General features: G+C 39.4%; 23 protein-coding genes. 6 read left to right on the top strand and 17 right to left on the bottom strand.

What is annotated here, in order from left to right:
- The first annotated feature begins 22 nt into the window (after window positions 1–22).
- Window positions 23–1,012 (top strand): N-acetylneuraminate synthase family protein, encoded by a 990-nt coding sequence (locus tag CH361_RS13530; protein WP_100791351.1) that lies wholly within the window; start codon window positions 23–25, stop codon window positions 1,010–1,012.
- 23 nt (window positions 1,013–1,035) lie between these two features.
- Here CH361_RS13530 and CH361_RS13525 read toward each other — a convergent pair whose 3' ends face one another.
- The 9 genes from CH361_RS13525 to CH361_RS13485 form a co-directional block, all read right to left on the bottom strand.
- On the bottom strand, window positions 1,036–2,268 hold the full coding sequence (locus CH361_RS13525) for a vitamin K epoxide reductase/DsbA family protein (protein ID WP_100791350.1): 1,233 nt from the start codon (window positions 2,266–2,268) through the stop codon (window positions 1,036–1,038).
- Window positions 2,268–3,014: a 1-(5-phosphoribosyl)-5-[(5-phosphoribosylamino)methylideneamino]imidazole-4-carboxamide isomerase gene (gene hisA / locus CH361_RS13520; RefSeq protein WP_100791349.1), complete on the bottom strand. Its 747-nt coding sequence runs from the start codon at window positions 3,012–3,014 to the stop codon at window positions 2,268–2,270. Before hisA ends, CH361_RS13525 begins: the two co-directional genes overlap by 1 nt.
- Before the next feature lies 1 nt (window position 3,015).
- Window positions 3,016–3,642 carry an imidazole glycerol phosphate synthase subunit HisH gene (hisH, locus tag CH361_RS13515; protein WP_100791348.1) on the bottom strand — a complete coding sequence of 209 codons (627 nt, stop codon included), beginning with the start codon at window positions 3,640–3,642 and terminating at the stop codon, window positions 3,016–3,018.
- Entirely contained in the window at window positions 3,639–4,220 is a 582-nt protein-coding gene (hisB, locus tag CH361_RS13510; RefSeq protein WP_100791347.1) for an imidazoleglycerol-phosphate dehydratase HisB, read from the bottom strand. Before hisB ends, hisH begins: the two co-directional genes overlap by 4 nt.
- Before the next feature lie 264 nt (window positions 4,221–4,484).
- Window positions 4,485–4,952, bottom strand: a complete 468-nt coding sequence (locus tag CH361_RS13505; RefSeq protein WP_100791346.1) for an LIC11177 family protein — start codon at window positions 4,950–4,952, stop codon at window positions 4,485–4,487.
- A gap of 49 nt (window positions 4,953–5,001) precedes the next feature.
- Complete coding sequence (locus CH361_RS13500; protein WP_100791345.1) at window positions 5,002–5,949, bottom strand: rhomboid family intramembrane serine protease; 948 nt, start codon at window positions 5,947–5,949, stop codon at window positions 5,002–5,004.
- A 183-nt stretch (window positions 5,950–6,132) separates the two neighbouring features.
- Window positions 6,133–6,831 carry a Crp/Fnr family transcriptional regulator gene (locus tag CH361_RS13495; protein WP_100791344.1) on the bottom strand — a complete coding sequence of 233 codons (699 nt, stop codon included), beginning with the start codon at window positions 6,829–6,831 and terminating at the stop codon, window positions 6,133–6,135.
- 67 nt (window positions 6,832–6,898) lie between these two features.
- Complete coding sequence (locus CH361_RS13490) at window positions 6,899–7,717, bottom strand: enoyl-CoA hydratase/isomerase family protein (RefSeq protein ID WP_100791343.1); 819 nt, start codon at window positions 7,715–7,717, stop codon at window positions 6,899–6,901.
- The gene (locus tag CH361_RS13485) at window positions 7,701–8,228 is read right to left on the bottom strand and encodes a hypothetical protein (protein WP_100791342.1); all 528 of its coding nucleotides are present in this window, start codon (window positions 8,226–8,228) and stop codon (window positions 7,701–7,703) included. The genes CH361_RS13490 and CH361_RS13485 overlap by 17 nt, the downstream gene beginning before the upstream one ends.
- Before the next feature lie 92 nt (window positions 8,229–8,320).
- On the opposite strand from CH361_RS13485, the gene CH361_RS13480 reads away from it, so the two are divergent.
- A complete protein-coding gene (locus tag CH361_RS13480) occupies window positions 8,321–9,610 on the top strand; it encodes a PilZ domain-containing protein (protein WP_100791341.1) in 1,290 nt (429 codons plus the stop codon).
- Here CH361_RS13480 and CH361_RS13475 read toward each other — a convergent pair.
- The 4 genes from CH361_RS13475 to CH361_RS13460 all read right to left on the bottom strand — a co-directional run bounded on the left by CH361_RS13475 (window position 9,602) and on the right by CH361_RS13460 (window position 15,269).
- The gene (locus CH361_RS13475; protein WP_100791340.1) at window positions 9,602–10,765 is read right to left on the bottom strand and encodes a tetratricopeptide repeat protein; all 1,164 of its coding nucleotides are present in this window, start codon (window positions 10,763–10,765) and stop codon (window positions 9,602–9,604) included. The genes CH361_RS13480 and CH361_RS13475 overlap by 9 nt on opposite strands.
- 84 nt (window positions 10,766–10,849) lie before the next feature.
- A complete protein-coding gene (locus CH361_RS13470) occupies window positions 10,850–13,336 on the bottom strand; it encodes a penicillin acylase family protein (protein WP_100791339.1) in 2,487 nt (828 codons plus the stop codon).
- 3 nt (window positions 13,337–13,339) lie between these two features.
- Window positions 13,340–14,542 carry a hypothetical protein gene (locus tag CH361_RS13465; protein WP_100791338.1) on the bottom strand — a complete coding sequence of 401 codons (1,203 nt, stop codon included), beginning with the start codon at window positions 14,540–14,542 and terminating at the stop codon, window positions 13,340–13,342.
- Window positions 14,543–14,612: 70 nt separating this feature from the next.
- Complete coding sequence (locus CH361_RS13460; protein ID WP_100791337.1) at window positions 14,613–15,269, bottom strand: transglycosylase SLT domain-containing protein; 657 nt, start codon at window positions 15,267–15,269, stop codon at window positions 14,613–14,615.
- 162 nt (window positions 15,270–15,431) lie between these two features.
- On the opposite strand from CH361_RS13460, the gene CH361_RS13455 reads away from it, so the two are divergent.
- From CH361_RS13455 to CH361_RS13440, 4 genes are all read left to right on the top strand, one after another.
- On the top strand, window positions 15,432–17,813 hold the full coding sequence (locus CH361_RS13455; RefSeq protein ID WP_100791526.1) for a HAMP domain-containing sensor histidine kinase: 2,382 nt from the start codon (window positions 15,432–15,434) through the stop codon (window positions 17,811–17,813).
- 144 nt (window positions 17,814–17,957) lie between these two features.
- Window positions 17,958–18,764, top strand: a complete 807-nt coding sequence (locus tag CH361_RS13450; protein WP_100791336.1) for a hypothetical protein — start codon at window positions 17,958–17,960, stop codon at window positions 18,762–18,764.
- Between the two features lie 48 nt (window positions 18,765–18,812).
- Window positions 18,813–19,619 carry a hypothetical protein gene (locus CH361_RS13445; RefSeq protein WP_100791335.1) on the top strand — a complete coding sequence of 269 codons (807 nt, stop codon included), beginning with the start codon at window positions 18,813–18,815 and terminating at the stop codon, window positions 19,617–19,619.
- 156 nt (window positions 19,620–19,775) lie between these two features.
- Window positions 19,776–20,558, top strand: coding sequence for a hypothetical protein (locus CH361_RS13440; protein ID WP_100791334.1), 783 nt, complete (start codon window positions 19,776–19,778; stop codon window positions 20,556–20,558).
- Window positions 20,559–20,679: 121 nt separating this feature from the next.
- Here the strand turns inward: CH361_RS13440 and CH361_RS13435 are convergent, their stop codons facing one another.
- The 4 genes from CH361_RS13435 to CH361_RS13420 form a co-directional block, all read right to left on the bottom strand.
- The gene (locus CH361_RS13435) at window positions 20,680–23,859 is read right to left on the bottom strand and encodes an efflux RND transporter permease subunit (RefSeq protein WP_100791333.1); all 3,180 of its coding nucleotides are present in this window, start codon (window positions 23,857–23,859) and stop codon (window positions 20,680–20,682) included.
- A complete protein-coding gene (locus tag CH361_RS13430) occupies window positions 23,837–25,249 on the bottom strand; it encodes a TolC family protein (protein ID WP_100791332.1) in 1,413 nt (470 codons plus the stop codon). Before CH361_RS13430 ends, CH361_RS13435 begins: the two co-directional genes overlap by 23 nt.
- 4 nt (window positions 25,250–25,253) lie before the next feature.
- Window positions 25,254–25,478, bottom strand: coding sequence for a YgaP family membrane protein (locus CH361_RS13425; protein ID WP_100791331.1), 225 nt, complete (start codon window positions 25,476–25,478; stop codon window positions 25,254–25,256).
- A gap of 101 nt (window positions 25,479–25,579) precedes the next feature.
- Complete coding sequence (locus CH361_RS13420; protein ID WP_100791330.1) at window positions 25,580–25,846, bottom strand: metal-sensitive transcriptional regulator; 267 nt, start codon at window positions 25,844–25,846, stop codon at window positions 25,580–25,582.
- Between the last annotated feature and the right edge of the window lie 36 nt (window positions 25,847–25,882).

The raw sequence follows: 25,882 nt of genomic DNA, 5'->3' as shown, positions 1-25,882 counted from the left end.
AATGAAGTAAAGAAGGTTACACTTGGATTTTCATATTGGGAAAAAAACTCTTACTAGAAATTCTGCACCGTATTTGGTCGCAGAAATCGGACTGAATCATAATGCTGATTTAGAAATTGGAAAACGAACCATTGCCAAAGCAAAGGAATCTGGAGCCCATGCCGTTAAATTTCAAACATACAGAACGGAAGAGTTTATTGATAATTCCAATCCAGATGTAAAATTTCTTTTTGATATTTTCAAACAATACGAATTAAACGAATCACAACATAAAGAATTCCAAAGAACAGCACTGGACCTAGGGCTCGATTTTTTTTCCACACCTCTTTGTGAGTCTGCCGTCGATTTACTCTGTGGACTAGATGTTCCTGTTTTAAAAATCGCTTCTGGTGATATTGTTAATTTACCCTTACTCAAAAAATCCACCGAATCAGGAAAACCGCTGATTGTTTCTACGGGAGCTGCACTGCCAGAAGAAGTGACAAGAGCAATTTCCTTTTTCAGAAAAGAGAAAGCTGAAATATGTTTACTTCATTGTGTATCCATGTATCCAACTCCTTTAAACAAAGTAAATCTTCAGTCGATTCCCTTCTATTTGGATACAACAGAGTATGTTGTGGGTTTTAGCGATCATTCAGATGGAACTCTTGCCTCCTCTGTTGCCGTAAGTTTAGGTGCTGTTGTCTTTGAAAAACATTTTACCTTAGATCGAAATTTAGAAGGACCTGACCATGGAATCTCCATGGATCCAATCATGTTTTCTAAACTTGCAGAAGATTTAAAAATTAGTTTTGAGATGGGTGGCGAATATGGAAAGAACACTCATTCTGAAGAAACGAATGGTTGGTTTTACGGAAGAAGATCTCTCTACAAAAAAGGAAACTCTATCTTAAGCCTAAGACCAGCCTTACATACAAAAGACAATACCGTTTTGAATTCTTGGGAGTTGGACCGTGCGGGAGATCCTTCTCTTTTACAAGAAGGACCCATTCGTTTAGCACCTAAGTATTAATTAGGTGCTAAAGTTTAAAATCATTACATCTTTTGGATGATTTGTTCCAAAAGTGTTTTTAAGAAAATTGGATTTGGAGTTCCACTTTCGATCCTTCTATCGTTGATATAAAGGGAAGGAGTGGATTGGATATTCAACTTTTCTGCTTCATCAATTTCTGCATTCAACTGATTTTGTGCTTCTCTAGATGCCATACAAGCTTTCAACGAATTAACATTCAATCCAATGGAGTTTGCCAAGTTCACAACACTAGAGCCAGAATGTGCTACACCCTTCTCTAAGTTATCGTAAAGTCCACGATACATCGGTTCAAACTTCCCTTGTTTATCAGCACAAATAGCAGCAATGGCAGCCACACAAGAAGTGGCACCCGGTCTAGGTTGTTGCATCAAACGGTTACATGACCCATCCAATGGAAAGTTTTTATAAACGACCCGAACCATTCCGTCATATTCAGAAAGGACGGTGTGTAAGATATGGCTTGTATGCAAACAGTGACCACAATTGTAATCAGCATATTTAACAATTGTTATCGGTGCATCTTTTTTACCAATAAAAGGTGATCCAGCTACTTGGATTCCAAGTGTAGGCTCTTGAAAATACGCCGCAACTTTAGATTGAATTTCTGCAGAATCCATTCCTTTGGAAGTTGCCAGAGTGTTGGAACTTGCGCTATTCACCCACATTTTGCTTGTTGCAAATCCTAAAGAAAAACTGAAGAAATAAACAAGACCTAGTGTGGCGATTCCTTCTTTTAAGGCCGAAGGAATGTTTAGAGCAGGTTTTCCTTCTGTTTTCCAAAGTAGAAATAAAATCGTAAGAAGGGCAATCGTGACGATATAAGTTACGAAACAAAGTTGGCAAATAGTTCCGATGATTCCAACAGAGATTCCAAAGAGAACCAAATCTAAAACAAATCCTAAAACAAGAACAGGGAAAAGAAGAGAGATCGTTTTAGATACTTCTTCGTTTGTTTTTGCTCTAGTGATCAAAAAGAAAGAATAAGTCAGTAACCCATAAAAACCAAAACCAAGTAAGGCAATAGGAACATTCCCTAGAAAAGGAACTCCGGGGATTGCCGAATAAGAACTCTCCGCTACTTTTAAGCAGGAATCACCACCACCTAATGCAGAACATGCGGAATTGGCAATATTTTCGGTTCCTATGCCAAAATACTCAATTGCTAATAGGAAAGAGACAATGAGTCCAATGGCTCCACCGATCACTCCTGCTAATGCTAAATTCTTACGATTCATTAATTTTCATCCCTCTTCTTACTTAGAATCCTGATACTTTCTTTTAGATCTAATTTTCCTTCATAAATGGCTTTTCCTGTGATAGCTCCAAAGAGTTTGCCCTTAGAAGCATCATACAAATCCACTAGATCTTGGACGGAGGAAACTCCTCCCGAAGCCACAAGCTGTAAATCTGGAAACTGGGACAACAACTCCAAATAGACCGCTGTGTTTGGCCCTGCCATCATCCCATCTTTTGAGATATCCGTAAAGATTACATGACGGATTCCCATCTCATACATTGATTTTAAAAATTCCGTGTATTTGATTCCAGAATTGGTTTCCCAACCTTTGGTACGAACATAACCGTCCTTAGCATCCACACCAATCACGATTCTGTCCTGGCCGTATTCTTTGAGACCCTTTTCTACAACGGAAACATCTTCCACAGCCACAGTTCCTAAAATGAACCGCGACACCCCGAGGCCATCATAAAATTTCATATTGTCGATGGAACGAATTCCTCCACCTAACTCAAGCTCAACAGAACATTTGTCTTTGATTTTGCGAATTGCTTTTTCGTTTTCTGATTTTCCTGTTTTGGCAGCGTTTAAATCAACAATGTGAATGAGTGTGGCACCTTGTTCTTCAAATACCTGGATCATTTTCTCAGGTTCAGAAGAATAAACAGTTTTTTTAGAATAATCTCCTTGGAGTAAACGAACTGCTTCGTTATCCAAAAGATCAATAGCAGGTAATACTAACATATTAAAGTTCTATAAAATTTTTTAGGATTCCAAGTCCTATTGTATCTGATTTTTCAGGATGGAACTGAGTTCCAAATACAGTTTCTTTTTCCACAACGGCAGGGAACGATTCTCCATAATAATGACAGTTAGCCGTGATATCCAAACGATCTACTCCGACAGGCCTGTAAGAATGGATAAAATACATAAACGACTCATTCGGAATTCCTTTGAGTAACTTTGTATTTTTTGCTTTGATATCGAAAAGTTTATTCCAACCCATATGGGGAACTTTCAAGTTTGGTTTTCCTTCAAACTTTCTGATTTTTCCACGGATAAGGCCGAGACCAGGAATGGTTGCTCCTGGTTTTGAAGTTTCATCAGAATCCTCAAATAACACCTGATAGCCAATACAAATCCCAAGTAAGAATTTTTTTGCCGCCACATGTTCTTTAAGAACTGAAGAAAACCCAGCTCCATTTAAATTTTGCATGGCTTTGTCAAAATGACCATCACCAGGCAAAATGATTTTATCAGCTTTTTTTACTGTTTCGATATCACTTGTGAACTGGAAATCTGTTGTGTATAAAGAAACTGCCTTGAGTAAGGAATGGATATTCCCCATTCCAAAATCTAAAACTGCGATCACTCGAGCATTCCTTTTGTGGAAGGAATTTGATCTTTGGCCAGGGAATCGATAGCAATTGCTTGTCGTAACGCTTTGCCGAGCCCCTTAAAAATAGACTCATGGATGTGGTGACGATTTTCACCATAGTGCACCACTACGTGTAAATTCATCTTCGCATTGAGAGCAAATTTTTGAAGGAACTCTAACGTGAGTTCCGCATCATAAATTCCGAACTTTCCATCGATAGGAGGACCAGAGTATTTAAAATAAAATCTTCCACCAAGATCCACTGCAACGGTTGTAAGTACCTCATCCATAGGTAAGGTAAAATGACCGTAACGAAAGATTCCCTTTTTGTCACCGAGTTGTGTGTGGATCATCTGACCCATAAGGATGGCGGTATCTTCCACCGAGTGATGGCAATCGATTCCAATATCTCCCCGGAGTTTCAAATCCATATCGATGAGACCGTGTTTGGAAATATGGGAGAGCATATGCTCAAAAAACGGGATTTCTGTATCAAACTGGTAGACCCCGGTTCCTCGGACATTTAAGTCCAACCGGATGTCTGTTTCGGATGTCTTTCTTGATTCCACCATATTCCTAGCATGTTTGGCAGAAAACCCAGGTGTCAAGAGAGAATGTGGGAGAGGATTACGAGGCGAGGCCCAAAACCCCGGCTAAATCATAACCTACAAATACCCAGAAAATATAAACCATGGCAATGACCGAAAAAATGAGAATGCGTTTCCAATGTTCTTGCAAAGAAGTCCCTCTAAAAATACCAACAACTGGCCGGGAAATTCTTCTCAGTTTTTTAGGGAAATCCTATGATTTTTGAAAAACGGATCCGTGCGGGAAATTTACTTCCCAAAACGTTGGTTGAACATCCGTACAAGCTCTGCGATGGAGTCTTCAACATACTTAAAATGTTTGGGTTTCATGGGATCAAGAGGCATCATGTCGTGGATTTTTTTATAACGATCAAAAGACTCTCTTATGTATTCCAAATACTTTTGGCTTGTGATTCCATAACGTTTGAATAAGGATTCGTTCTCTTGGAACATCTTTTTGAAATCATCTGCATAAGTTCCATCATTCAAAAAATAAAACCTAAGGTCAGTTTTTGCCTGAGAGAAGGCAATATCGATATTGGTAATGAATTTCGATGATTTGGAAGTTTCCGTTGTTTCAGGACTTTGTGCTGACAATTTAGCAGCTGCTTGTTCGATCGCTTTTTGTTCGGAATTACGTTTTTCTTTTTCGAATTCTTTTGCTAGTTTTTCGCGTTTTAAAACCTCATCTACTGAGGATTTTTTTTCTACAGGCATTGTTTCATTATCCCTATCTGAGGAGACTGTCAAGGAATTAGACGAAAAATTACTCTTTTGCCTTACGAAGCGCGCAATTTGCTAACCATTCACAACGCAAACAAATTGGATCCTCGGTGTTATACGTAGAGGGAGGACAAATATTGGCACCTGCTACTTGCAAACCTTGTAAATAATTTATTACTGATGGTTTGTCTTTTTTAGAATCAATCTGACGTAAAAGATTTTCGTTGGATTTTTTTTGGTCGAGGAAAAGATCCTCGATGACAGCTGGTTTCGGTTTGGACTGATTCTTGGAATCTTTAGGAGCTTCCCATTCAAGTCCTGGAATGTAAGGCAAACTTCCTGGTTTGATTTGTTTTTGAAACAATTTATAAAGAAGTAATGCTGTTAGTGCTCCACCCAAATGGCAAGTATTGGAAATAGCTCCATTTCCAAATTGGGAAATCAAATACCCAATGATGAGAGAAACCCAAACCGCGTTTTTTGCCTTAACGGGGAAAATAAATAACAAGAGCTCTGCATTCGGATAAAAAATTCCAAAGAGTGCCAATACTCCAAAAAGTGCACCAGAGGCTCCAATGGTTTGTGTGGTCATAGATTCTAAAAAAGGAAGATTGCCACCTAATACTTCATTCAAATAGGCAGAGAGAACCACAAAAATTCCTGCACCAATTTGTGAGGCAAAATAAAGAATCGTAAACTTAGTTTTACCAATGATAGGAATGATATTGGTTCCTAACATGTACATACCATACATATTCACAAGTAAGTGAAATGGGATGATTTCTACTGCATGCAAAAACCCATAAGTGAATACTTGCCAAATAGCACCACCTAACACGAAATCAGGTGTTAAACCAAATCGATAAATCAATTGTTGGTTAGCAAAATATTGGAGAAAAAAAATAAGACAATTGATGATGAGAATGACATTCAGGGGATGAAGGATGGGATTCCCAAATAAACTTGGACCCTGGCTTCGGTTTCTACTCATGTAACTTCCAGAATTTAGATTGCTTAGAAAGAAACAAGGGAAATAAAAAAAGGGGGAATCCTTTCGGAAAGCCCCCCCGGGAGTGACTTAAGGTAAAATCAGGCAACAGACCCTACCTCGATTATCAATCACTTCTACCATCGGAAATCCGATCCAAGGGCTTAATAGTTCCGGAGAAAAAATTTAGGCAATTTTTGAAAGGGAATACAATGCTTCTCTGTTCAGGATATCAATTCGGTTTTTGTCCACAGAGATAAATTCTCGTGCTTTGAGGTCAGAAAGCGCACGAACCAAGGTTTCCGTTTTGGTACCAATGAAAGTGGCGAGAACATCCCTCGTGACTTTTAATTCTACTTGGTTTTTGCGTCCCTGGGCATTGTCTAGAACGATGAGGATCTCTGCTAATTTTTCATGGACTTGTTTGGTTCCGAGAGAAACTACATGTTCCTCCATCTCCTGCCATTCTTTAGCCATTTGTTTGAAGACTTCTTTTTGAAAATTAATATCATCTTTTACAAGAGCATCAATGAGAGCCCCAGTGATGTAACATGCATGAGTATCTTCCACAGCAACTACGTTGTGATGAGAAACAGAATCTGAAATACAATCCCGAAACCCAACCCAATCTCCAGGTCCACTGAGACGGAGGGTTTGTTCCTTGCCGCTCGCAAGTTGAACATAACTTCTGACAAGACCAGTTTTGATGAAGAAAAACCCTTCTGCTTTTATCCCAGCAGTAACGAGGTGTTTTCCTCTGGGGAAGACAGTAAAGTCTTTGCCTGCATTGATCCTTTCTATGGTTTCATGCGCAGCACAGTGTAAGACATTGTGATTTTTATAGTCACATGCAAAACAATCAGGATTGAGTGGAAGTTCCGCCATTTTAGTTTTGGTGTAACCTGTTAAAAAATCCTTGTCGAGTCATAAATCTAGAAACCTTCTAAATTTTTCATTTACCGGTAAACTTTGGTTCCCGCTTTTCTAAGATACTTTTGATCGTCTCCTTAAAGTCGTCCGAAATAAAGTTCCGCGCCTGAGATTCTGCTTCTTTTTTTAGGGCACTATCCAGCTGCTTCCAGGAGTATAAATTTCTCTTTAACTCTTGTAAGGCGAGTGGTGCAGCTTTCGTCAAGGACAAAGCAAGTTCCATTGCACGAGTGTACACTTCTGATTTAGGAACAGAGTCCAAAGCAAGTCCACATGATTTAGCAAACTTCCCATCAAAAGTTTCACCAGTAAGCAATAACCTACCTCCTAAACTTTTTCCGAGTAGTTCAGGAGAAAGATAACTAGAACCCATACCTGGGTGAATTCCTAGTCTTACAAAATTGAAAGAATACTTCCCTTCTTCGGCAAAAATTCGTAAATCACAACCAAAGGTTAAAGAAAGACCAGCACCGATCGCATGTCCATTGACTGCTGCAATGACTGGAACGGGGAGTTTACGAACGGATAAAAAGAAACCATAGAACTTTCTCATGTCACGTCTGTTTTGTGAAAATGATTTCTCAGAGAAGGATCTTAATAAATTCAAGTCACCTCCAGCGCAAAACACATCGTTTCTGCCAGAGACAATCACGGCTCGAGGAAGGACTTTTTCTTTTTTAATGGAATGAATGAGGTCTGCGAACTCTTCCCCCATTTTCCAAGTCATGGAATTGCGGGAAGTGGGATTATTTAAGAAGATGGAAACAATCTTTCCATCTTCAGTATCACGGGATTCAATTTCTAGAAATTCATACTCTTTGGTTTCAAATCGCGATTTCATCTATCTGAAAGGATTCGTACCAGGCTTTATCTTGTAAAGATAAAGGTTTGTTCCCGATCTCCATATTTTCGAAGTAATTAAGGAGAATTTCTAGGTGTTGTGTTTCTAGATTTTGATTGGGAAGGGCGGAATCAATGCCTTTGCTTACCAAAACCTCTGCTCTAATTTTATCTTTGTAATGATCCGGTTTTCCACTGAAGATCAAATGGGCAGAGATTAGGTCAAAACGAATGGTATCCACAATTCTCTTGAGTGAATCTTCCGATTCTAAAAAATAACGTGATGCTACTTCTGTTTGGAAATAATCACCCCAAGTGATGAGGTCAGGGATAGATCCTGTTTTTTCCAAAATTTTCTTTTGAGTCACCTCATCCGTATAAAGCGAACCCGCAAACCGCTCCACAATCGCATACAACTCGGTCAGAATGGCTAGTTTCTCTGGACTGAGAAGTCCTTGTCGGATCATCGGCAATAGTTCAGGATTAACTTGTTTGGGGAGAGTGAGTTCCATATACTTCCCATTTCGGCGTATTCTGTCGTTTCCTATCACATTTTCCGGGAGAGAAAATCGATTTTCGCACTCCAAAAATCGATAATTTAAGTATGGCTATCGGTAGAACAGATTCGATGCAGGAACTCATAACGATTTTAGAATCGTTATTTGAAGAAACCATCATTGGATCTGATGTCAATATTGTAAAACACCTCTTTTACTATCTCAAAGCCGATAACAGAGAATTCGAATTTATTTATGAGGAAGACACGGTTGTGGCTGCTGTGGAAGAAATTGAAGCACATACAGTCACACTGATGATTCCTGATTTGGTGGAACAGGGATCTAGGAGAGCTCGGGTTCGTTTTGAAGTGATGAACATCAACTACCAATTTGAGGTAGTGATTCTTGACATTCAAAAAGAAAGAACCGTTATCAAAACTCCCACCGAATTACAATCCTATCAGTTAAGGACAAACAAACGAATCCCGGTAGATGATTTGTTTATGAACTTTATCATTCTTTTTCGAAGTTTGACCGGGGGATCTAGGGAAGTTGGGAAAAACCTTTATGCAGAAAGTAGGTTCCCTCACCTAATGAAAGAAGTACGAAAGGATAGACCCGACAGTAAACTCATCAATGTGATGTTAACAGAGGCCATCGAACGGATTTCCAAAGACTACAAAATTCATTTTTTCCAACCAGATGAAAAATTAACTGAATATGAAGACTTTGTCAAAAAAACCATTCTAAGGACTGGTAAGTCCATTTATATTCCTGACTGTAACCGCATCACTTCCTATATCAATGATCCAGGAGATGATGTCCTCTTTAATTATTTTAACGAATACAAAGAAATGACAAAAGAATTTGGGGAAGAATTTGCTTTAGAATTCTTTGAATCCATGAGAAAAGATGAATCGAGAGACTTTTATGTTTCCTATGTCATCACCCCCATTCGTTTGTATGAAGATGTTGTTGGATTTATCAAAGTAAATTCCACTGCAATGGATCGATTTACAATTTCCCATAACCAAGCTGTTTATATTTTTGAATTAGCAGAAATCATCAGTTATGTGTTCACAAAAATTGCCATCCAACATGGAAGTTACGAAACCATGCAGTCTACAACGAAGGTTGTGGATATTTCTCTCGATGGACTTCTTTTTGAAATCTATGACAAACGTTTGTTCCAATACCTAAAACGTCACAATATCATTAAAATGTTTATCCCTCTAAGTAAGGATCGAACCATGATCATTCGTGGAGAAATCATTCGATTTTTGGATAGAGGTGATCATTACCACCTAGGGGTAAACTATTTCAGTTCCGCCCCAGACGATATGTTGTATTTAGAATCTTATCTTTTTGAAAAGAGTATGAAAATTCTCTCAGAATGATCCAGATTGTTTTTCCGCAAGCCGAATCGCGTTGAGTAGGTCTTCTGATAAAGTTGTTTCCCCCGTATAATAAAGGCGTAACAACTTTCCGTGTTCCACAAGTTTATCCCTATATTCTGTTTCTTTTGTAGAACCGCGCATTTCTTTCCATTTTAGATTGTAGAACTCACAAGCAAGTTTGTGAAGATAATAATCAGATTTTCTAAGGGAATAGGCCTTTTTTAAATATTCTTCCGAACGTTCTGCCCACTCTTCCCTTTTTTTTCTTCCATCAACACCCGCATCAGCTAGGTTTGAATGGAGTAAATTCAGGAAAGAGGTTTCAAAACTATACAACCAAACTTCATAGTTTTTTGGATACAAATTGCGAGCTTCTTTTGCCACTTGTGGCATTAGATCTAATTGTTTTTTATTTTCTTTACCTTCTACTTTGAAATAAAAAGTTAAAAATCGTAAATAATCAACAAGGAATAATAATCTCTCTTGGGGATTAGAAAATCTTTCCCGATTTTTCCAAGCCATAGAATATTCAAAGGCAGTGGATACGTAACCTTCTCCATCTTTCCAATGAGCTTTTCCAAGCGCATAATGTGAATCAGGTGATCCTTGGTCAAGAGAAACAGAATGTTTGTACATTCTGAGGGCTTCGTCCATTTGTCCTTTGGCAAAAAAATGGTCCCCTTTCTTTTTTGCCATAAAAGCTTCATCGTATTTCGTTGTATCAAGTAGTCTTGCAGCTGTTACAGGGCGGTCTTCAATCAAACGCAGGTATCCTTCCCCACGAACCTGCCATCCAAAAAAAGTAGTTTGGTAAACGGATTTTACCGTAATCATTCCCACAATGTTTCCATCACGAAATGTTTTGTGGTCTTGGTTCTTTTCCAAAAGATACAAAGTTTGGCCTACGCGGATCCCTTTTGGGTCGGCGACTTTGATAGTCACTGTATCTGGCCTTGTGTCCACTTCCAACTCTTGGGAAAGTGTATCCACTTCATAATAACTCGCTTTTTCAATCCCAACAACCTCACCCACTACAATCATACGTAAGGGGTCAAGAGAAGCCTGGCTCCGAAAAGCGAAAGCCAACCTGTCAGAAGAAGATTGAGCAAAAATCGTCGTTACAAGGGAGATGCTGACTAGGAAAAAACGGAACATCTACTGTAAGGATCGACCAAAAGGAAATCTTTAAGAGTAGAAAAACGAGAATCCCCACCGAAAACGGTGGGGAAAATGCTGAGTTTAGCGAGGTCTAAATTCCAAACGGAACTTACCTTCACCCACTTGTTCCTTCGAATATAGAATTTTTCTATGAATTCCATTGATATAGTCATCTACTAAATTTCCATAGAAGGGACTGGCGAGGTTTCCACTGTTTCCAATGGGAAGCTGCGTTACAGATTCTTCGAATCGACCGTAATCAATCACTCTCCTTTTGGATGGGCCAGCAAATGCAGTCCAATCTTCTTTCATGAGTTTGTATTTCAGGTTATTCACCACCTCTGTCCCACCAGCAGCGGGAAGCGGTCCTATGTCAAAAATTCCGCCGATAAGGGGTAACACTCCCAAAGGATGAGGGTGTTTGATTTTATATAAATTTTTCCAGGTCCAAAGGCTTGGAGAAGCAGAAAGTTTTGCCTCTAAATATTTCCCCGTCTCTTCAATTGACCTTTTCAAAATATCTTCCCTTGTTTCCAAAATTCCTTCCGTACGTAAATCATCCCAATAAGGAGACTCTGGATTTCGCACAAAACGACGGTAGGCATTCCAATATTCAGCCATATCACCATATAACTCAAAGTTGGCGGAACCCATTTCATCAATTAACAACTCTCGAAGAGTGATATAAAAGAATACATCGTAAACAGCAGCTCCCTGGGATTCAGGAAAATGTTCGAAGTTCCAATGTTTTAAGATTCCTAATACTTTTTTTCCATTTGGAGTTTTTGCATCTTTTACAGAAGACAAAACAAGATCCAAATACTCTGGTGCAAAAGAGGAAACTGTATCATTTTGGATGGAGGCAAGTTCTTCTAAACTCCACTTCTCTTTCGTCTCCAAAATTCCAACTAACCTTTGAAAACGATCTGGTGGTTGCCAATTTCCATCTGGTTTACCAAGTCCGGGAAGTGGTTTGTCAGTGACTTGGTTATTTGCGGTCACAATGATTCCATTTTTAGGGTTGATGATCTTTGGATTGTTTTTTGCGGGAACATATCCAATTACCTCATTTTCCCCCGTAGAACCTTCCAGAATTTTTCGTGAGTTCCCAGACTTTAGAATCGGGAATCTTCCCACCGCATAGTAAGCAATGTTTCCATTTTTATCCGCATAACTGAAATTAAGTCCAGGGGCACCAATCATAGAAGAAGCGGAATCTAACTCGGTATAAGATTTAGATTTTCCCATTTGGAAAAGCACATCGAGAAGTGGGTTTTCTAAATGGTGATGAGTCCAGTACAAACTAACGGGTCTACCTTTGTAACCTTTGATATGTTCTGTGATGAGCGGACCGTGGTTTGTAATTCCGACTTCAAAAGGAATTTCTGTTCCATCTTTTTTACGGATAGGGTCACGGTAATAAGTCAGATCTTTCCAAACGTTTCCGTTTTTAAATTTTCCACCTTCGATGGTTTCTAAATACAAGTTTACATCATCTTGTTCCAACATGGTAAGTCCCCATGCCTTGTCTCTGTTATGTGCAATGAGGGGAAAAGGAATGATGGAAAGAAAATAGCCATAGTTTTCATACCCGGGATATTCAATATAAGCCTCATACCAAGCTCCGGGATTGGAAAGAGCTATATGAGGATCATTAGCAAGGACTGCCCCACCACTTTCGGATCGACTTGGACCCACTAACCAAGAATTACTTCCTTCCAATGGCTCAATCGGTAACTGCAGATGATCGACCGCGGAAAGAAGTTTTTTTAGACTGCCTACATCAGACCTAGTGATTTTGTTTTGAGTTTCCCATTTTTGGTTTTGAATTGGGGAATCATTTGTTTTTGCTAATTTTGGAATTCCAGGTTGTGTTTCCAAAATGGTAGCATTCTTTTCAAAATCATATCTTGGGAAAAGTTCACTTGCAGAACGGCCCTTTAACTCCGATTCCATGATACTATAAAGGCTATCCGATTTAATTCCTTCTGCAAAAGAAAAACCCATATAAAAAAGAAAGGATATAGCATCCACTCGATCAAAGGGTTTTGGTTTGATTCCAAGAATCGTATATTCAATTGGTAAATTGTCTTCGGCAAGAAAATGATTCACACCATCTAAAAACCAGTCTAGTTGGTCCCAAGCTTCTGGGTAGATATGACTTTTTTGGTTCACATATTCTTCTGCTGTTTTTTTCAAAAGAAGTGATTTTAGAAACTGGTCTGTGGTGATGAGTTTGTCCCCAAAAATTTCTGTAAGTTCTCCTTTTCCGATTCTTCTTTGTAACTCCATCTGAAAAATCCGATCTTGTGCCATTGTATAACCTAGCGCAAAATAGGCGGACTTAGCATCCCCAGCCACTATATGAGGAATTCCCGCTCCGTCTCTAATCACAGTTGCCTTGGATGTGAGTTTCTCAGAAACAATTTCTCCTTGGTAATTCGGAGCTTTGAAAGCAACAAGACCCCAAAACAAAAAATGTAAGGAAATCGGAAGGGTAAGAATGAAAAGAAGAAAGAGACTAAGAAAAGGTCTCTTTCTGATGAATGATTTAGTTTTTTCTAACATAGTTTACTGTATTGATTTAATTTGACGAATGCGATTTTGTTTGTCAGCTGAATCCCAAGCAGCATTCGAGAAGGATTCCACTTTATAATATTTTGTTTTATATTCTTCCTTATAAGGGATGACTAGTTCGCGATCCGGTTCCGTTGTTTTTGCAGCTTGGATTTTGCGAAGCCCTTCTGCACCTTGGTTGAACCATTCAGGGTCAATAGGCAAATTCACACGATGTCCACGAAAGGAAGTAGCTAAATAGGGACCATCCAAATCTTTATCCCGAAGGATTTTTCCAAAAAAAGTAAATTCAACTTCATTGGAACCAGATACTAAATCACCGTCATACACAGCATAGGCGATGTATTCCCCATTCTTTTCATCCTTTAAATTGGCCTCTAAATGATATTTTCCTTTTTTATAAACATTAACCACTGCCCTTACAATGAGTGATCCATCTTGTAGAGAATCGGAAAACACTCCATTAAATTCAGCGGGGATGGAGGGACTAGAAAAGAAACTAGAAGTAAGAGTGGTTTTAAGGTTCTCAGGTCCGTAAGTGATTTCTGCCACAAGAGACATTTGTCCCCAATCTGGTTTTTGCGGTTTCCAAGAAAAAGTAAAAATATTATCTCCTCTCGTTTGATCCCCATCAGTTCCATTATCATTTACAGAAGCGCTGACAACTCCATACCTTTGTCCTTCCCATTCTTTAAACACTTGGTGTGAATCAATAGAAACCTTCACTCGATTTCTTGCTTTGTCACGACATTCTAAAGTTACATACATCATGTCTTTGTTTCCAATCACAGCCCAAGTTTTGGGTTGGAATAAACATACGTAACCAGTAGGTTCGTTCGTTTTTGGATCAATGGAATAATCGGGAGAAGTTTCGATAATGAAAGGAAAGGCTAAGTCATGATTTAAAATTGACATAGGCCTAGAAAACGGAGGGTATTCAGACCATTCTAAATATTTTTCTAAAATATATTCAGGAGTGGCCCCATCATCTGGGATCCCACCAGATCCATCAGAACCACTTACTGAACCATCTTCACCTTGCGTTGGATCAGAGCTACTTGCCATCCGCTCTTGTCTGGCCTTTTCGCTAGCATCTTGGTCAGAACCGTTATTATCCTTGGAAATATAGAAGATAAGGCCAATAACGACCAATATAACAGCTGCTAGATACACACCGTATCTACGAATTAAATCCATACGCTCCCATCCTTTTTGTTTATAAAACGGATAAGAGCCTTGTCGGTTTTAAAACTATGTAAAGTAAAATTTAAATAGAAAGAAGACTCGCGACAGATTCAGAAATCAAACCTTGTGTTGGAACTGGCATTGATTTCCAATCTTCATAGTATCTAAAAATAGATTTTGAATACTCTGGAATGCCTCCAAATCGTTTATAACCACCAAGTCCTGCATTATAAGATAATAAAGCAGCCTCTACAGAATCAGTTCGTTCGATCAAATAGTTCAGATACAAAACTCCGATTTGTAAATTGGTTTCTGGATCATATAAATCTTTTTCCGAATGGTAAGGAATTCCTTCTCTTGCAGCAAACCATTTGGCTGTCGCTGGCATCACTTGCATCAGACCAAGTGACCCTTTATGGGACTTTGCTTTTTTGTGAAACTGAGATTCCGTATGGATGAGACCAACAAGAAATCCCAGTTTATCATAACGTTCCTGCTTATTTCCAGTAGGCAATCGAAGGTTGAGTGAGGCTCTTTCCATAGCGGAAACAAGTTCCAATCTTTCCTGGGAAGAGAGGTTCGGCCTGAATTTGGCGATATAAACTTCTAATTTCCTTTTGGAAGATTCGTTTCTGACCGTATTCCCGGCAGAACTGATTTTCCCGTAAGACTCCAAAAGGAAAACAAGGACAAGAAAGCTTGTTCCTAAGATTCGGGTGAGTGGTTTTATTTTTCGCATTTGATCCTCTGGTTCCGATTTTCAATTGTGCATCGCACAATAAGGCCATGGTTTCGCGAGCGATTCTCTCGACAAGCCTAATTTTGTGCGTCGCACCAAAGAAAATCCCTCGGAACCGCGAAATGCTTGCCTAAAGTCAAACCTCGTGGATACCTGGATTGCTTGGCTCCCTTACTGAATCTTTATAGTTTTTTCTATTTTGGCCTCTGTTTGGTGAGCGGGATTGCTTTTGCGTACTTTATGTCTCGAAAGGAAGATCTAACTCCTACCTTTCGTGGTCTCCTCATCCCCCTAGCCTGCCTTTTTATCTGGTCCGTTGCTTGGTCGATTTGTAATTCTTTCGTTGCCCCCTGGACTGCTTATGTTTTCGTTTTTTTAAAAAACCCTGCCATCTTGATTATGGGTGTTTCCACTTCTCACTTAGCCTTTGGGTTTCAGGAAAATGGATTTCCCCGTTGGAAAGCGTGGAGCCTTCGGATCCACATTCTCCTTGCTACCTTGGCCATCCTTGCCAATGGGACCGGTTTCTTTTTCCGAGAAATCCAGTTTGATCCCAAAATGGAATTCTATGTTCCCAACCAACACTCCTCTTCCCATATCGTCCAACTTTCAATTCTCTCGATTGCTGGTGTTTTGTGTCTCATCCTTGGGCATACCATCCTTGCGCTGACTGTAAAATTTTTCAAATTCCAAGGATCCAAAAAAAGGAATACGGGGGGATTTCTTTTAGCCATTTTAGGAATTATATCCTTGGCCTTTGCAGACATTTTAGTTGACCTAAATTATTTTAGTAAACCTACCTTTTTATTTTTACTTACCAACCTAACAGTCATTATCATGACAATTCTTGTTCTGGTTTCGCTCAACCAAGAAACAATTCCGTCAACGGTTGGATTCAAAATCATGACCTTTAACTTAACGGTCTTATATTTAATACTTTCGATTGTAGCCAATTTTCTTTTTAACCGATTTCGCGCAGACTTTCAAAATGAGATGAGCAGGGAAAAACATAGTATCAAAACGCAACTAGAGTTAGGTTCAACTTATCCCTTTGTTTATCTTACGGAACTAGTCATTGATATTCAAAACCAGAATTTTCGAATTAATAAAACCGACCATACAGCAAAAATCATAAAGAAGTTTCAAGATAGACCAGCAACCTTTGAATCCTTTAAACTGGAATCTTTTTCCTCCGATCCAAATGGAATTTATTGGACATCCGACTTCCATGCTAAAAACCATCACTTTTTCATTGCAATCCCTTATATTGAATATAGAAACACAGTCCATCAAACAGTAGTTTGGCTAATCGTTACTCTTTTATTCTCCTTATTTACCATCTTTATGTTATACCCGGTTTTACATAAAACGAGTATTGTTTATCCTTTGACAAGATTACTTGCAGGAATCAGAAAAATGCAAGCGGGGGATCTATTTGTTACCGTAAAAGTTTCGAGTAGAGATGAAATCGGTGAGTTATCCAATAGCTTCAATGAAATGATATCCATCGTTCGGGATGCAAGACTCCAATTAGAACAAAAAATCGAAGAACGAACTCTTTCCCTAAACCAAACCATTTTAGAATTAAGAGAAACCCAAGAACAACTCTTACAAGCAGAAAGAATGTCCACTCTTGGCAAAATTGCCGCGAGCGTAGCACATGAGATCAACAACCCACTAGCAGCCATTAAAGGGAGTGTTCAATTTATCAAAGACGGGCAAAGTTTTGGAACCAATCAAAACAAATCAGCCAACGATCTTTTAGCAGAAAAATTCATTGCAGAGTTTAAAGACCAAAAACGTTCAGAAGTTACCTCAAGATTCAAAAGAAAAAAGGAACTTATCGCATTTTTTAAATCCAAATCCATTCCCGATCCAATCTCCCTTGCTGATACTTGTTTTGATTTTAAGATGGAAGTGGTTCCAGAAGAATACCAACAACTATTTGATACGGAAGAAGGAAAACTCACTTTCCAATCGCAACTAAATGAATTTGTGATTGGATTCCATTTGGGGATTATTGAAACCGCTGTTGAAAGAGCTTCTAAAATTGTTTTTGCACTCAAACACCATTCCTATTCTGGACCCAAAGAATCTCAAAAACTCCTCTCTCTCAAAGAGGGAATCGATTCAGTTCTTTCTATGTATTCCACAAGTTGGAAACAAAACATCGAAATTGATTGGAAGGTGGAGGGAGACCCAGTGATTCTCGGACACGCCGATGAACTGGTTCAAGTTTGGACAAACCTGATCTACAACTCCATCCAAGCCTGCCCGAAGGAAGGGGGGAAAATCCGAATTCTACTAAAAGACGAACAAACGGAAGCTTTGGTCCTAATTGAAGACAATGGCAAAGGCATTCCGGAAGAAATCCTTCCTCGTATCTTTGAACCTTTTTTCACCACCAAGGAACTCGGAATGGGTACGGGACTTGGCCTTTCCATCGTCCAAAAGATCATCGAAAACCACAATGGAAACATCCATGTGGAAAGCGAACCCGGGAAAACCCTTTTTACCATCCGCATCCCCCTAGCAAAATCCTAGGTTCTAGCCCTAGTCCTGTCCAAAAAACCCTGACAATGTCAAATTTATGTTAAAAATTTGTCTAAATTTGGAAAAAAATTTCTTGTCAATCTTTTGCCAAACTTATAAAACAAAGGGAACACATCTTTGAACCAGGATATCAAAATGCGAAAGATATTAGCCACACTAACAGCCGTTTTTTTAGCGGGATCCCTAAGTGCCCAAACTTACACAGTCTTCATTCATGGAAAATCTGACAAAAACCACAACGGGGTAGGAACTACGGACGTAAACGGATACTGGGGATCCTCAGTAAACTCGGTCAGTGGAACTCGAATTTTTATTGGCTACGATGGGACTAGCGACCCGAGATCCTACGGTTCTTCCCGTGCACAAACAAATATTGCGACCGGACTTACAAACTACTGCAAAGGATCAAACTCTTGTAAAATTGTTTGTCACTCGGCAGGATGTTATGCCATCGAATATTGGTTGTCTAACCTAGGTTCTACGGCTTCTGCAAAAGGATTCAATCTTACAAAAGTAACAGCTCTTGCTGCGGCTTCTGGTGGATCGGAGCTTGCGAACGCACTCAACGGAATCACTTTCGGTTTTGGTGGGAACGCAATGGACAAATCTCTCATCGTTACAACGGCACGTGGTGCATTCAATCACAACAACACTGCAGGAGTTGCGGTGAACCATGTCCCTGGTTACAAAGGAATGTTTGGCGCATCTGCCATCCTTCCAGGAGAAGATGATTATGCTGTCGCTTATCACTCTTCTTGTGCATACAACCGTGCTGGTGGACTTAACAAATGTCAGGCGTCCCTCACTCAATATGAAGGTCTCTGGCCATTTGGATCTAATAAAACATACAACCAATACAGTGGACACTACCGTGCACCATCTGTATCTTCCACAGGACTTTATCTCGACCACGGACAAATCAAAACCGAAGGTTGGAGATAATCAAATTACATAGGTTTCATTTAAATAGAAAGGAAAAGGAAAAAAGGGATGCGTAGCTCAATCACAACAATACTTGCGATGCTGTTTGCAGGATCGCTCAGTGCACAAACTTACACTGTGTTCATTCACGGTAAGTCAGACAAAAACCACAACGGTGTGGGAACCACAGATGTAAATGGATACTGGGGATCTTCCACTAGTTCTGTTTCTGGATCTAAAATTTTCATCGGTTACGATGGAACTTCTGACCCAAGAACTTACGGAACTTCTCGTGCACAAACAAACATTGCCACTGGACTTACGAACTACTGCAAAGGCGCAAACACTTGTAAAATTGTTTGTCACTCTGCTGGATGTTACGCGATCGAATATTGGTTGTCTAACCTAGGTTCTACGGCGTCAGCAAAAGGATTTAATCTCACAAAAGTAACAGCTCTTGCTGCGGCTTCTGGTGGATCGGAACTCGCTTCTGCTCTGAACGGAATCACATTTGGGTTCGCAGGAAACGCGATGGACAAATCTCTCATCGTATCCACTGCACGTGGCGCATTCAATCACAACAACACTGCAGGAGTTGCGGTAAATCATGTTCCTGGTTACAAAGGAATGTTTGGTGCATCAGCAATCCTTCCTGGAGAAGATGATTATGCTGTGGCATACCACTCTTCTTGCGGATACAACAAAGCAGGTGGACTGAACAAATGCCAATCTTCCCTCACTCAAAGCGAAGGAATTTGGCCTTTCAACTCTAACGTAACTTACACCCAATACACAGGACACTACCGTGCTCCCTCTGTAACGGCTACTGGTCTTTACCTAGACCACAGCGAAATCAAATCGGAAGGATATCGGTAAGCCACCGAAACCTTCGTTCTTCTTAAAAGAAGAAAGGAAAAGAGGTCAGCCCCATCGGCTGGCCTTTTTTTTGCCCCAAAGATATATAATTTGACATATTTGACTTAATTTTGCAATTTGTGTCGTAATATAGAAAATCAGGAAAGGGAAAAAAAAATGCGAAGAACCATAACCACTGTACTTGCGATGCTGTTTGCAGGATCGCTCAGTGCACAAACATACACCGTGTTCATTCACGGTAAATCAGACAAAAACCACAACGGCGTGGGAACGACAGACGTAAATTCGTATTGGGGAACCTCTGCGAATACAGTTTCCGGATCTAAAATTTTCATCGGTTACGATGGAACTTCTGACCCAAGAACTTACGGATCTGCCCGTGCACAAACAAATATTGCAACCGGACTTACGAACTACTGCAAAGGGTCTAACTCTTGCAAAATCGTTTGTCACTCTGCAGGGTGTTATGCGATAGAATTCTGGTTGTCAAACCTAGGTTCTACAGCATCGGCAAAAGGATTCAATCTTACAAAAGTAACAGCTCTTGCTGCGGCTTCTGGTGGATCGGAACTTGCCTCTGCATTAAATGGAGTAACATTTGGATTTGCAGGAAATGCGATGGACAAATCTCTCATCGTATCCACTGCACGTGGCGCATTCAATCACAACAACACAGGTGGAATTCAGATCAACCATGTACCTGGTTATAAAGGTGCTTTTGGACCGTCTGCAATCCTTCCAGGAGAAGACGACTATGCTGTGGCATACCACTCTTCCTGCGGATACAACCGTGCTGGTGGACTTGATAAATGCCAATCTTCCATCGTAAGTGGAAGCACTACTTATACACAATACACAGGTCATGTTAGAGCACCTTCTTTAACAGCCACTGGATTGTATAAGAATCATAGTGAAATTAAAAACGAGGGAACTCGTTAATGATTCTGTCTGATTAGAAATCTTTGGTTTTTACCATAGGTTTTGACTTAAAGGCTGAAAACATTTCAGCCTTTTTTTATTAGAATCCGCTTTTAGTATTTAATTTAAAAACGATAGTCTTTTATCCATGTTTGATCACACCTTGTCTTGATTTCCCGATAAACCAGTAGTATAAAACCGGAACCGCAAACCGACTGAGAACCGTAGCGGCAATTTCACCAAACATAAGTGAGATGGCAAGACCTTGAAAGATTGGATCAAATAACATGACAAAAGATCCAACAACCACGGCAGAAGCAGTCAGTAACATTGGGCGAAACCGCACTACTCCTGCATGCACGACAGCTTCTTTCAGTTCGACACCTTTTTTGATTTCTCCTTCAATAAAATCTACAAGGATGATCGAGTTTCGAACAATGATCCCCGCTCCAGCAATAAAACCTATCATAGACGTTGCCGTAAAGTAAGCTCCCATCATAAAATGACCTGGTAAAATTCCAATCAGTGAAATGGGAATTGGCGCCATAATCACGAGCGGGACAGTATAACTTTTAAACCATCCTAAAACCAAAACATAAATGAGTAATATCACCACCGCAAAAGCTCCGCCAAGATCACGGAACACCTCATAGGTGATAAACCACTCACCATCCCACTTAATCACAGGTTTCGTTGTATTCCAAGGTACTTCAGCGGTTTGTGTTTGATATTTGATTTTCGGTGCAAGTTTCAACATCCCATAAACGGGAGCTTCCTCCATACCAGAAAGTTCGCTCATCACATAGTTGACCGGTTTTAAATTTTTACGATAAAGGGCACGGTCTTCTTCCAAATGAGGTTTTCCTAAAACACGTTCTGAAGAGATGACTCCCGACTCCATAGACATTATGTTTTGATTTTGGAATGGATTTGTAGAGCCGCGGAAACTTTGAATCACAGAAAGATTTACAGTGACTTCTTCCGGCTCTTCTGAAGTCGCCAAACTGACTAACGGCGATTCAGAAAACAGGATGGAGCCCGTATAAGCCAGAGCAGAAGTTTTAATTCCATAAAGTCCTGATTTTTCAAAATCAATTGGGTAGACTATCTTTGGACGACCATTTCTAAGTGATGTATCCAAATCGACGACACTTGGTTCTTCGCTAAATACTTGATAAATTTCTTCTGTGACACGTTTCCTTTCAAGTGCGGTAGGACCATACACCTCCGCAACCATAGTTGCCATCACCGGAGGTCCTGGAGGGATTTCCAACACTTTCGTTACAGCCCCATACATTTCACCAAACTTTTGTATGTCGAATCTTAGACTTTCTATGATTTCATGACTTGATTCTTTTCGATTATTTTTATTCTTTAGAATGACCTGTAAATCATTCATCGAATCGAGATTACGAAGAAAAGAGTGTTTCACCATACCCGAAAAAGAAAACGGTGCGGCTTCCCCAGCAAAAATTTGAATTTTTTCTACGTTGGTGTTTTTCAACAGGAGCTTTGTTAACTCCTCGGTATGACTCATACTCTGATTCAGTGTTGTTTCCGGTTTATAATCGATTAAAACCTGAAACTCTTCTTTGTTGTCAAAAGGCAACATCTTTACCTTCACCCATTTAAATCCAACAAAAGCCATCGAAATCAGTAAAAGTCCAATGGTAATGGCACCAAAGACGGTGGCGTTCTTTTTGAACCCGAGTAACCAATTCATAAAACGGATATAAATCACGTCGAGTTTAGAGATTTTACGTTCTAATGATCCACTCTCTGCATGAGTATGATTTTCTTTTAACAGACGAACCGATGCCCATGGAGTGATGACAAAAGCAACAATAAGTGATAGAATCATTGCTAAACTTGCCCCAACTGGAATGGGTTTCATATAAGGCCCCATAAGGCCACGAACAAATGCCATCGGTAGAATGGCCGCAATTACAGTAAAAGTAGCAAGGATTGTCGGATTACCTACTTCTGAAACAGCAACGAGTGTAGCACGGATGATTCCTAATTTCGGATTTTCTTCCAAATGTCGTTCTATATTTTCTACGACAACAATGGCATCATCCACAAGAATACCGATAGAAAAGATTAACGCAAACAAAGTCACTCGGTTCAGTGTGTAACCAAGGAAATAATAAATTGCTAAAGTAAGTGCAAGAGTCACCGGAATTGCAATGGCAACCACAAGTGCAGATCTCCATCCCATCCAAAGTGCGATCAGGACTGTAACAGAAATAGTGGCAATCAATAAGTGTTCAATGAGCTCATGTGATTTATCTTCCGCGGTACTTCCGTAATCACGAATCACACTCAAACGAATTTCTTTTGGTAAATCTTTTTGAAATAAATTAGCTCTTTCTAATAAATCCTTAGATAAATTCACCACATTTGTTCCTTTGCGTTTAGCAAAAACAATAGTGACTGCATTCCTTTTTCCTTCTCCAAGAGATTTATCAAAAAGTAGAGAAGACCTTGTCCTTTCTTCTGGCCCTTCCTCAACAACTGCTAAGTCTTGGATGAGAACCACACGCCCACCTCGTTGCGCTACAGGAAGACGTTTGACATCAGATATTTTTTTGAGTACACCGCCAACTTCGATATCCATAATGGAATCAGCGGACCAATTTTTCCCAGCAGGGATCAAAGCATCGTTTTGTTCCAAACTTGTCGCAACTTCGATTGCAGTGACTCCATATCGAACAAGAAGGTTTGGATCCACCTTTACCCGAACCACCTTCTTTAAACCACCTAATATCTGTACATTTGCGAGATCAGGGGTTGAAGAAAGTTCACGGGCAAGTGGAGCGACTCGTTGTCGCAAAGTATAATCGTCTATGTTTTCGGAACTAAAACTTAATGCAAGGAACGGAACATCATCAATGGAATAAGATTTAACAATTGGATTCTGTGTGTTTCGGGGTAGGATATTTTTCACTTCCATTAGTTTATGATGAATCTTAAGTAGCGAAGGTTCGATAGGTTCCCCTACTTTAAACCGAACAGTAATATAACTTCCGTGCCATTTACTCGTAGAATAAACATATTCAACACCTTCCAATCCCCAAACTGCTCGTTCTACAAACTCAGTCACCTTACGTTCCGTTTCTTCAGGTGAAAATCCAGGCGCTGGAATTTGGATATCTATCATAGGAACAGATATTTGCGGTTCCTCTTCTTTAGGAGTCAAATATACCGCAAACAACCCTAATACCAAACTAGCAACTGCAATGACTGGTGTAAGTCTCGAATGTAAAAAAGTTTCAGCAAGTCTGCCTGCAAATCCCTTTCTAATTTCTTCCAGTGGATTCATTTGTCTCTCCATGATTTGAAAATAACGATATCTCTGTTCTTACTTGCAAAACAGCGATTTCAGTTTCCATAAGTACTCGGGATAATTCTAAAGATTTATTTAATGTTTCCGCAAATTGAATGGCATTGATGGCTCCGCTTTGAAAGAGCCTTTGCATATTCACAACTTGTTCTTCTTGGTATTTTACTGTTTCTTTTACCAAATCTAAACTCTCTTTCAGAGAAATTTCTTTTTGAAAAAGCGATTTCACATGTGCTTCTTCTTCTTTGGTTTTCTCTTCAATTTTTTTTAACGCAGCCTCTGCATTTAGTTTAGATTCTTCGATAACGCCCATATCTTTGGGATTATATAAGTTCATTTGTAGATAAACTCCAGCTTGGTAAGCATTAGAAGTATCCCGACTCCCATGATATCCGTAAGCTTCCGAATAAGCAGCGACTTTAGGTAAAAACTTTGCCGTTTCCAAATCTACTTTAAGTCGTTCACCCTCAGCATATTTGATTTGAGCATTCATCTGGTTGGATCTTTCATACCCGCTTGGACGTTTAAAATATGTATCTAAAAATACATTTAAATCCGACTCAGTGATTTCTAAATCAGAAGGAAGTAAATCTGATAAAACATAGAGAGTTGTTTTGTAATCATTTATCTGTAGATCAGATTGTTTTTCAAGAAGAGTAATCTGATTCTTAATTGATTTTAATGCTAAATAACCAGCATATCCAACGGGATTACCTTTATTTCCTAATGAATAGTTGGATTGAAATTTAGATTCAGTTTTTTTTATTTTTTCTAATCTACTTTTATATTCATTTAATGTTTGAATTGCTCTGTAATAAAAGCCTGTTTGTGCAAATTCTCTATCGCGAATGGCGAGCCACTCAAATTTAAGACCGACAGATCTTTTGTCATTCATCTCCGCCATCGTTTTTCCGGATCCACCTTCATACAAAGGTAAATCCATTCCCAAGGTACCGCGAGAATAAGTATGAGTTCCTGGATAGTTTAAAGTATCTTTAGCAATTAAATTCATCGTATTTGAATTTAAAGTCGAATAAGGCTGGTTATTTGAATCTAAAAAGTTTCCAGCTCTATATCTTGTGGAAGCGGTAGAAAAATCGGAATCTGTTGCACTCCGTTGGCTTAGTTTCCCCATAAAATTAAGAGTGGGGTCATTTGTTTGGAAGGTACGTAAATCTGTATACACTCTTGGTAACCAATGTTTGTCGGATCTATCTTTTGCGATCTCTCCTGCCTTCCATTCTAAGTATTTCGATTTTCTTGCAGAAGAGTTCTCCTCTATTCTTTTCCACAAGTCATCAAACCCGATGGCTCCAGCAAAGAGAGCCATCGGAAATATCAAAAGCAAAATGCTAATGATCGGTTTCATGGTCTTAATCCCGAACTCTGGGTTCAAAACCGAGTTTGTTCAAGAGAATGGCCATAGGACAAAAACCAATCAATGAAAACATCACCAAGTTAAATCCCACAACTAGATTCAAAAGATACCACCAAGGTGATACCAAAGTACCTAGAGAAACACCCACCAAACTGAAAAGGCCAGCGATGAGATAAACCAATCGCTCCAAATACCAGGTTTTTGTCGAAGCCAAAAACATTACCATACCCCCTATAGTATATGACTATAAGTCTATACATACCCATGGGGTATGTATAGCAAGTTTTTATCTGTTTTCTTTGGTTGGTTTTTAGAGAAAATTTAGAGGGAGAATGCGGCAGTAATGGCTTTTTTTACATCAGATTCAATGCTTTGAGTCGATTTCTTTTCTTTAAAACATCCATCCATATACTCATGAATGTATGCCTCGCCAAATTTTTTCATTGCTTGGTGGGCGGCTTTTAAAAGCAAAATGGCTTTTTCACAGTCTTTTTCTTCTGCTGTGATTGTATTCTTGATTGCTTCCAGCTGTCCCTGGATTCGATTGATACGATGGATCAGTTTGGTTTGGTTTTCCGAAAGGCTCATACCACATACCCAGCAGGGTATAAGATTCTATCAAGT

Origin of the sequence: Leptospira brenneri (genome assembly GCF_002812125.1) — a bacterium.
In the GTDB taxonomy this organism is placed as follows: Bacteria; Spirochaetota; Leptospiria; order Leptospirales; family Leptospiraceae; genus Leptospira_A; species Leptospira_A brenneri.
This window is presented reverse-complemented; position numbering and strand designations above follow the sequence as displayed.